Source organism: Pseudomonas sp. PS02290 (assembly GCF_029960075.1).
Taxonomy (GTDB): Bacteria; Pseudomonadota; Gammaproteobacteria; order Pseudomonadales; family Pseudomonadaceae; genus Aquipseudomonas.
The window spans coordinates 1-8,655 of sequence record NZ_JASCOY010000148.1 but is presented as its reverse complement, the minus strand read 5'-3'; the positions used below and the strand labels follow the sequence as shown (position 1 = coordinate 8,655).

Below are 8,655 nucleotides of genomic sequence, written 5' to 3'. Positions count from 1 at the left end.
GACCAGACGACACCAATCGCGACTTGGGTGCAGGCTGAACGCAGACGACGCGGAGTGGGCCGAGCCGCATGGATGCGGCGAGAGCGCCGTCAGGACATGGATGTCCGTTCGGCGCGGGCCCACGGAGCGTCGTCGGAGTGAGGGTATCCCGACGAAGGAGGGACCTAGCCAGGAGCAAGCACCCTTGGTTACTTGGGGTGCTTTTCCAAGTAACTCGCCGAAGGCGAAACAGTCTGCCCCCAGGCAGACGCCCTTGATCTTGACGTAGATCTTGATCTCAGCGTAGTCAGCCACACCGCAGATGTACCTGACTTGATACATTCACGACAATCCACCGACACCTGCCCCCCTCACCCTTCCGCCCCGCTCGCCAGCGAAGTAGCATGGCAGCGTCGACTCCTACCCGCGGCCCACTCGGCAGCACCACACGGCGGCAGCACCATGCAGACAACACCCGACAGCACCACCGCCACCGCGCCGAGCGAAGAGCGCCGCTGGAACACCCGCGCCCTCATCGTCGACGACGACATCCCCATCCGCGAACTGCTCTGCGACTACCTCGCCCGCTTCAACATCCACAGCACCGGCGTCACCGACGGCAACGCCATGCGCCTGGCCCTCACCGAAGACACCTACGACGTCGTCGTCCTCGACCTCATGCTCCCCGGCGAAGACGGCCTCTCCCTCTGCCGCTGGCTGCGCAGCACCTCCGACATCCCCATCCTCATGCTCACCGCCCGCTGCGAACCCACCGACCGCATCATCGGCCTGGAACTGGGCGCCGACGACTACATGGCCAAACCCTTCGAGCCCCGCGAACTCGTCGCGCGGATCCAGACCATCCTGCGCCGCGTCCGCGATGACCGCACCGAAGAACGCACCACCCTGCGCTTCGACAACTGGCGCCTGAACAGCGTCCTGCGCCAACTCACCGCGCCGGACGGCCTCGTCGTGCCCTTGTCCAACGCCGAATTCCGCCTGCTGCGGGTCTTCCTCGAACGGCCGCGTCGCGTGCTCAACAGGGAACAACTGCTCGACGCCGCCCGGGGCCGCTCCATCGAAGCGTTTGATCGCAGCATCGACCTCCTCGTCTCGCGCCTGCGGCAGAAGCTCGGCGATGACCCGAAATCACCGCAACTGATCAAAACCGTGCGCGGCGAAGGCTACATGTTCGACGCCCGGGAGATTGGTTGATCCGCTCGGCCGATACCCTGTTTGCCCGGCTGTTTGGCGGGGCAATGCTGGCGATCGTCCTGGCGCACCTGCTCGCATTCGTCTGGTTTCACCACTACGGCCCCAGAATGCCGCCCCCGCCCGGTTGCGATCGGCCGATGGAAAGCCAGATGCAACCGCCACCCGAACGCGACGCTGCAGCGGACGACGACCTTCAGCGCCCTCCTCCACCGCAAGGATGCCGCCCGCCGATGCTCGGCATTCCGCTGGTGCCCTTGCTGTTCCAGCTGATCAGCCTGGTGCTCGCCGCCTGGTTCGGCGCCAAGGCCCTGAGCCGGCCGATCCGCCGACTGAGCGAAGCGGCCGAGCGCCTCAGCGAAAACCTCGACAGCCCGCCCCTGGCCGCCAATGGCCCTCGCGAGGCACGTCAGGCGGCGCAGGCGTTCAACCTGATGCAGGAGCGCATTCGCGAACAGGTGCAACAGCGCGGGCGCATGCTCGCCGCCGTGTCCCATGACCTGCGCACGCCGCTGGCGCGTCTGAAACTGCGGGTCGAGCAGATCGACGAGCCGCGGCTGCACGGGCAGATGAGCCAGGACCTCAACGACATGATCGGCATGCTCGACGCGACCCTGACCTACCTCAACGAACAGCGCACCAGCGAAGCGCTGCAGTATTTCGACGTGCAGGCGCTGATCGAATCCCTCGCCGAAAACGCCCAGGACAACGGCGATGACATTCAGGCGAGCGGCACCTGCCGGCCACTGAAGTCCCAGCCCATGGCCCTGCGCTCTTGCCTGAACAACCTCATCGACAACGCCCTGCGTTACGCCGGGCACGCGCGGGTCGAGATCGAAGACGCCAGCGATCGCCTGCGGGTCAGCGTCATTGATCACGGCCCCGGCATTCCTGAAGACCTGCGTGAAGTGGTGTTCGAGCCCTTCTATCGCGTCGAAAGCTCGCGCAATCGCAACTCGGGCGGCGTCGGCATCGGCATGACCATCGCCCGGGAAGCCGCGCGGCGAATGGGCGGCGACCTGCGCCTCGAAAAAACCCCCGGCGGCGGCCTGACCGCCGTGCTGGATCTGCCGCGAATCTGACCCGGAGCCATCAGCAGGATGGGACCGGGTGAGTTCGGTGGTACTGGCGATGGAGCCCATTGTGGGACCGGTTTTAGCCGGGCATTCGTCAGGCGTTACACCCTAAATCTGACGGTGTTCTGACTGGCCTCTTCCCGGCTAAAGCCGGTCCCACTGAGCGAAGCCTGACGCAAGCGCTCAGGTAACTCCGCCGGTACAAACCCAACACACCCACGACACGCCTTGCCCTGACGCTGCATAAGCCGGAGCACCGCCCGGCATTATCCATCTGATGGGGAGTCAGTCCGATGATCACAGGCGTCAGCGGCAGCAGCAGTTATTCCAGCTACACCAGTGCCAGCACGAGCAGCACCACCAGCACGGCCAACAGCAAGAAGTTCGCCGACGAATTATTGAAGAAACTCGACGCGAACGGCGACGGCAGCATCGACAAGGACGAGCTGAGCTCGTCGCTTTCCTCGGATTCCAAAGACGGCATTACCGTCAGCTTGAGCAAGGCGTTCGGCGATCTCGACAGCAATGACGACGACAGCCTCGACGCCGACGAACTGGCTGCGTTGACGCCTCCGCCGCCACCGCCGATGCAGATGGACGCCGCGTCCTCCGAAGACGAAGCGCAAAACCTGCTCAGTGCGCTGGACAGCGACGGCGACGGGACGGTCAGCAGCGCTGAACTGACCACAGCGTTGAGCAGTTCCGAAAGCAGCGCCGACAGCAGTAAAGTGTTCGATGCCCTCGACACCAACAAGGACGGCACCGTCAGCCTCGACGAACTGACCGCCAGCCTGCAGGCCCAACAACCGCCGCCTCCGCCCCCTGCCGAAGACGCCAGTGACCTGTTCAGCAGCCTGGACAGCGACAGTGACGGCAGCATCACCGCGGCCGAACTGACCAGCGCGTTGCAGGGCACGACAAATTCCGCCAGCACCTCTTCCTCCAGCAGCCAGACCGCCGCTAGCCAAACAGCCACTTCGCAAACCACCACCCAGGCCACCGAAGCCTTGAACCGCATGGTCGCGGCCCTCAGTGACCGCTACAACCTCAACAGCAACGCCACGTCCGGCAAATACGTCAGCACCTCGGCCTGACGAAAAAAAACCGCCGCCGAGCTCAGCCCGGCGGCGGTTTTTTATGCCCGTGCTTTTTACGGGTGTGAACTACTTGACCGGCTGCCGCGCGCGGCTGTCGCCGACCCAGTCCAGCAGCAAGCTATAGGCCACCGCCAGCAACGTCGGGCCGATGAACAGGCCGATGAAGCCGAACGCGAGCAACCCGCCAAACACCCCGAGCAAGACAATCACCAGCGGCAGGTTGCCGCCGCGACTGATCAGGTACGGCTTGAGCACGTTATCGACGCCACTGACGATGAAGGTGCCCCACAAGCCGAGAAAAATCGCCATGCCGTAATCGCCTCTCCAGGCCAGCCACGCCGTGGCGGGTATCCAGATCAACGGCGGGCCCATGGGCACCAGGCTCAGCAGGAAGGTGCCAATGCCCAGCACCAGCGCGCCCGGCACGCCGGCAATCAGAAAACCGATCAGGGCCAGCACCGCTTGCGCCGCAGCCGTGCCGATCACACCGTTGACCACCCGTTGCACCGTGCCGGCCACCAGATCGAGGTAATACTGAGCGCGATCGCCGATCAGCCGTTCCAGCAGACTCAGCACGAACGCCGCCACCCGCGGCCCGTCGCGGTAGAAAAAGAACACGAAGACGATGCTCAGGGTCAGCTCAAGAATGCCGCCGCCGATCTGCGCACTGCGCGCCAGCAGCCAGTTGCCGACCTGACCCAAATAAGGCCGGACGCTGACCAGCAGCGCCGCGCCCTGTTGGTCGATGGTGTTCCAGTAACCCACCAACCGCTCGCCCACCAGCGGAACGCCCGCCAGCCAGGTGGGTGGATCCGGCAGGCCGTCCACTTGCACGTCCTTGACGAACGCCGTTGCGTCGCGCACGTGGTCCGCCAGATTGAAACCCAGCCAGACCAGCGGCGCGAGCACCAGCACCATCCAGCCCAGGGTCAGAATCGCCGCCGCGAGGGACTCACGCCCCTTGAGCGCGCGGGTCAACAGACGCATCAGCGGCCAACTGGCAAACGCCAGCACCGCACCCCAAAACAGCGCCGACCAGAACGGCACCATCACCCACAGGCAGGCGCCGAGCAGCGCGAGCAGGAGAATCTGCACCAACAGGCGATCGTTATTGAACATCGTTCATTCCGCAAAAGAGGGGGTTTAATCCGAGAAGCATACCGTCTAACCACGCAGCCCGCCGCGCGCTCACACCCACGCCAGCCTTAAGGACGGAACCGAGACGGGTCTATGCGTGCTGAAGACCTGTCCGCCGGTGTTTGCGGGCGAATTGACCTTCTATCACTCAGCCCATTCTTTATTAACGGTAAAAGCGATTGTCAGCCAACGATCAGGGCCGGTACCTCCTAGCTCGTCGCCAATTTCATCCCGGATCAGATCCCATGCCTCAAGGGAGCGTGGCGGCAAGCCCGGTGGAACGATGAAGTAAATCTCGATCTGCCTCCCGCGCCCCACTCGGGCCACATAGGCACGGTATGAAAGGAAGCCATGTCGCTGGACAGCATCGCTGGCAACGTCATCAACTCTTTTCTTCATTTCTGGCGGGGTCACCAGCAGAACATCTGCGAGAGCGTCACGAATCGTCGGCAGAGGCAAGGGTAAAACGATGAGACAAACAAGCGCCAACACCGCTGGATCTATGTAAGGCGATAACCATTCCAGCTCTGTGCCCCTGATAATCCAGCCGGTCAGGAACGCGACTAACAGAGCGCCGGTCATTGCAGCGGAGATTGTCCAGGCTTTAACGTCCAGGGCGATGAAGCTTGAATTGAGGCGTTTGTTTGCTCGTCGGCCATAGATGATCATTCCAACGGCGCTCACAAGGGCCACAAAAGCAAAAATGAGCGCGAGATCGAAGTCCAGGTGTCGCCCGCCCGCCATCAGGCTGCCGACGGCCATGATCAGGCCATAGCCAGCGGTTCCAACCAGTAGCGTGCCGGATAAACCAAGCACAATGGGCTCAAGGTGCCAGAACCCCATCGTGAAATTCTTGGTCAGGCGGGCGCGACCGACATCGTTGTGAGAGAAGGCAATCAGCTTGGCAACGACCAGTGCAAAGCTCGTCATGATTGCGTCGATAAGGGTGTATACGCCGTCGAAAATAATCGACGCAGACCCGGTCAGCAGACCGAATACCACCCCAAAAATAGCCAGAGCAAACGTCACAATAATGGAAAGGCGAAGCACGCTTGGCTCTGTCATCTGACTCACGGGTACGATTGGAGGGCGGCATTGTAAACACACGGTGAAGTCAGACCAAACCTGGCTCTGCGGTCTTCAGCGGATGAGTTCGAGGGTCAGGCCGGGATTTTTCCGATCGCCCGCTTCCAGCCGTGCAGCGCGTACGCCTTTGGCTACCAGCGCCTGACGCCACGCTTCGCGCTGATCCCCGGAAAGCGTAACCCGCAAGGTGCTGTCCAGATTCAGGCCACGGGACAGCAAGGTGATCCACGGCTCCTGCGGCTCAGCGGTCAGCATCGGCAGTTCCAGCTCGCCGGTGCTTTTCAGCTCGCGCAACAGGGTCGCGGAAGTCGGCAGCAAGTCCCCCAGCGGCGTGCTCGACTGAAACTGCTCGACGTGGAGGAAAGCCCGGCGGTTACCGCGGGTGATGCCGTACAACGCCACGAGCGTGTTGTCCGCCGGCGCGGCCAGGCGCAGCAGCAAGTAGGACTGACCGTTGTCGGCGCCATACAGCTTGGCATTGCCGAACACCTCGTTGGCCCACAGGCTGCTTTCGCCGCAATCCCGCGCCTGGCACCAGAACAGCAGCTGCGCGCCCTGCTGCTGTAATGCTTCGCGGGCGGCGGTGAACGCTTCGTCGGCGCTGTGCTCGACCGGCAATTGGTAGGTGATGGCGGTGACGTTGCCGCGCCCGGACACTTGCCCGTCGAAGCGCAACTGGCCGCTGATCTTGCGAATCGAGCCCAGCGGGTAAATGCGTTCCAGCTCAATGGCGGGCCGATAATCGACGATTTCCGCGTCTGTCAGCCGCGGCACGATGGGCAAGTCCTGACTGCCGGGAACGTCGGCCGCCTGGGTGGCGACGCTGAGGCCGGTCAGCAGCAGCGTCAGCGCGAGCGTGCGGGTGAACGTCATGGAGGCGCTCATGGCAGGGCAATCGGCGAGGCGGCGGCGAACGCAGCAGGCAAAGCACCCGGGGACGTAATCGGCAGGCAAAACAAAGCCGCGACAACGCGCGGCGAGCATGAAAATAAAACGGTGCGGCGTGGGCAGTGGTCCATCGTGCAGTCTCCTGTTTCAACTGCCCCAGCCTCGGCAGTTGCAGGTCGCAAGTCAAGGCACGGCGAAGAAGCGATTGAAACAGTCTGCAACAGAGCGCGCCCCCGCCTCGTCGTTGAGGTGCAGATGGTGCCCGCCCGGCAAGGACGTCACCGTAAAAGGAACGCTGGCGAGCAGCTCCCGGTTCTGCGCGAGCATGCCCTCCTCGGCCACGATTAACTGTGCCGGACAGCGCACCGCCGTGACGAAAGCCAGCGCCTGCGCTCGCGTCAGACGAATCGACGAGGGCAAGGTCAGTCGGCTGTCGCTGCGCCAGGTGTAACCACCCGGCACCGGCATCAAGCCACGCAGGGCCAACAGCTCGGCGGCCTCACGACTGACCGCGACCATGCCTTTCATCCGCGCCTCCACCGCCCGGTCCATGTCCGGGTAGACGGGCTTGCGCTTGCTCTGCTGCGTCAATTGCGCCTGCAGCGCCGCGCCCATGCGCTCGACCACAGACTCGGGCTCGCCCACCGGCGGAAGCAACCCGTCGATCAAGGCCAGACGATTGACCCGCTGGGGAACCGCCGCCGCGACGATCACCGAAATAATTGCCCCCAGGGAATGCCCCAGCAGAGAAAACCGCTCCCAGCCCATCTGCCCCGCCACCTGCAACACGTCGTGGGCGTAGTCCGGCAAACCATACGCCGAACCCGGCGGGCGGTGGTCGGAGTGGCCATGCCCGGCCATGTCCAGTGCCAGGATCCGCAGCCCTTCAAGCTTGGGCGCCAGCCGCGCGAAGCTGTTGGCGTTGTCCAGCCAGCCATGCAGAGCGATTACCGGAATGCCGTCCTGGGGACCGAACAGATGAGCGGCCAGCTCGATATGGGGCAAGCTCAGGCGGATCTCTTCCACCGAGCAGGTCATGCGCGGGCTCGTTGCAGGGCGGCGTCAGTGGTTGCGCCTTCAGCTCTGGCCGTCCAGCGGGAAAACAGCGTTCTGAGCATGTGGGCGGTGTCCTCGGGATGTTCGAGCGGGAACATATGCCCACCGGGCACGGAAAGATACTCGCCCTCGCGCATGCTTTTGACTGACAGCGCATGGTGACGCCGCACCACATCACTGCTTTCGCCGCGCACCATCGCCAACGGTACGCGCAACTGACGGGCCAGACCGGGGCTGGTGTGGGGCACACTGCGGTAGATGCTGATTTCGGTGGCGGGATCGAAACGCAAGCGCAACCCGTCGCCATCGGCTTGCAGCCCGTGAAGCAGATACGCCTCGAAACACTCGGGATCGAAACGCCGGAAGAGCGCCTTGCCGGCAAAGTAATCCCGCGCCGCCTCCACGCTGCTGAACACCTCACGACGCCCCAACGTCCGGCCCGCAGGCGTGATGCGATCGATAAACCCGAAGCGCTTGGCCGCCCGAATCATCCACTGATCGAACCGGGTCAGCACCGGTGAATCCAGCATCACAACGCCGCGGTACAACTCAGGATGGCGCAGCGCCGCGTGATAATGCAGCACACCACCCAGCGAATGGCCTACGCCCCACACCGGTTGCGCCTGCTCGCGCAGATGATGAATCAACTCATCCACCAACTCCGGCCAGTTGTCCGTCACCGGAAATTGCGGGTCATGGGCATGCTGCTCCAGATGACGAATCTCGAACTCAGGCCCAAGCGCCGCGAACAACTTGCCGTACGTACCCGACGGAAAGCCATTGGCGTGAGCGAAAAACAAAAGTTGAGACATGCCGGCACACCCAGAGCAACCAGAACAAGCCGCGATTGTGCGCACCGCCCGCCAAGCGCGGCAATGACCGGAACTGCCATCGATGAGGCCACTCCGGTCATGGGGAGGTTTATCTGGGTGGGTGTGAGCGCCACGGCAGAGACGCGGAGCGTCTGAGGCGGCATTACCACGCGGAGCGTGGGAACGATCGAGCGTTGGACCGTAAGATTGATGATGCCCAATCCGGCCCCTTCCCGGCTAAAGCCGGTCCCACTCACAGCAGCGCGTGCAGCCAGTGGGACTGGCGGTGACCCTGTGGGACCGGCTTTAGCC

At 63.5% G+C, this 8,655-nt stretch carries 8 protein-coding genes; 3 read left to right on the top strand and 5 right to left on the bottom strand.

Translation table 11 applies throughout. From position 1 onward, the window contains the following. The first annotated feature begins 441 nt into the window (after positions 1-441). From QMX88_RS27850 to xopAW, 3 genes are all read left to right on the top strand, one after another. Positions 442-1,194: a response regulator gene (locus QMX88_RS27850; protein ID WP_133771586.1), complete on the top strand. Its 753-nt coding sequence runs from the start codon at positions 442-444 to the stop codon at positions 1,192-1,194. After that, positions 1,191-2,273 (top strand): sensor histidine kinase, encoded by a 1,083-nt coding sequence (locus tag QMX88_RS27845; protein WP_282373464.1) that lies wholly within the window; start codon positions 1,191-1,193, stop codon positions 2,271-2,273. Before QMX88_RS27850 ends, QMX88_RS27845 begins: the two co-directional genes overlap by 4 nt. Before the next feature lie 287 nt (positions 2,274-2,560). After that, the gene (gene xopAW / locus QMX88_RS27840; RefSeq protein WP_282373463.1) at positions 2,561-3,361 is read left to right on the top strand and encodes an EF-hand domain-containing protein; all 801 of its coding nucleotides are present in this window, start codon (positions 2,561-2,563) and stop codon (positions 3,359-3,361) included. 69 nt (positions 3,362-3,430) lie between these two features. Here xopAW and QMX88_RS27835 read toward each other — a convergent pair whose 3' ends face one another. From QMX88_RS27835 to QMX88_RS27815, 5 genes are all read right to left on the bottom strand, one after another. Next, complete coding sequence (locus QMX88_RS27835) at positions 3,431-4,483, bottom strand: AI-2E family transporter (RefSeq protein WP_192174903.1); 1,053 nt, start codon at positions 4,481-4,483, stop codon at positions 3,431-3,433. A gap of 162 nt (positions 4,484-4,645) precedes the next feature. Then, positions 4,646-5,566 (bottom strand): cation diffusion facilitator family transporter, encoded by a 921-nt coding sequence (locus tag QMX88_RS27830; protein ID WP_282373462.1) that lies wholly within the window; start codon positions 5,564-5,566, stop codon positions 4,646-4,648. Between the two features lie 75 nt (positions 5,567-5,641). Next, positions 5,642-6,472 carry a DUF4892 domain-containing protein gene (locus tag QMX88_RS27825; RefSeq protein ID WP_442969506.1) on the bottom strand — a complete coding sequence of 277 codons (831 nt, stop codon included), beginning with the start codon at positions 6,470-6,472 and terminating at the stop codon, positions 5,642-5,644. Positions 6,473-6,658: 186 nt separating this feature from the next. Continuing rightward, a complete protein-coding gene (locus QMX88_RS27820) occupies positions 6,659-7,513 on the bottom strand; it encodes an alpha/beta fold hydrolase (protein WP_282373460.1) in 855 nt (284 codons plus the stop codon). Beyond that, positions 7,510-8,343 (bottom strand): alpha/beta fold hydrolase, encoded by an 834-nt coding sequence (locus QMX88_RS27815; RefSeq protein WP_282373459.1) that lies wholly within the window; start codon positions 8,341-8,343, stop codon positions 7,510-7,512. The genes QMX88_RS27820 and QMX88_RS27815 overlap by 4 nt, the downstream gene beginning before the upstream one ends. Positions 8,344-8,655 lie beyond the last annotated feature (312 nt).

What these genes read in the sequence shown, in the direction of transcription:
- QMX88_RS27850 (WP_133771586.1), top strand. Translation starts at nt 442, where the DNA reads ATGCAGACAACACCCGACAGCACCACCGCCACCGCGCCGAGCGAAGAG.
- xopAW (WP_282373463.1), top strand. Translation starts at nt 2,561, where the DNA reads ATGATCACAGGCGTCAGCGGCAGCAGCAGTTATTCCAGCTACACCAGT.
- QMX88_RS27835 (WP_192174903.1), bottom strand. Translation starts at nt 4,483, where the DNA reads ATGTTCAATAACGATCGCCTGTTGGTGCAGATTCTCCTGCTCGCGCTG.
- QMX88_RS27830 (WP_282373462.1), bottom strand. Translation starts at nt 5,566, where the DNA reads ATGACAGAGCCAAGCGTGCTTCGCCTTTCCATTATTGTGACGTTTGCT.
- QMX88_RS27825 (WP_442969506.1), bottom strand. Translation starts at nt 6,472, where the DNA reads ATGAGCGCCTCCATGACGTTCACCCGCACGCTCGCGCTGACGCTGCTG.
- QMX88_RS27820 (WP_282373460.1), bottom strand. Translation starts at nt 7,513, where the DNA reads ATGACCTGCTCGGTGGAAGAGATCCGCCTGAGCTTGCCCCATATCGAG.
- QMX88_RS27815 (WP_282373459.1), bottom strand. Translation starts at nt 8,343, where the DNA reads ATGTCTCAACTTTTGTTTTTCGCTCACGCCAATGGCTTTCCGTCGGGT.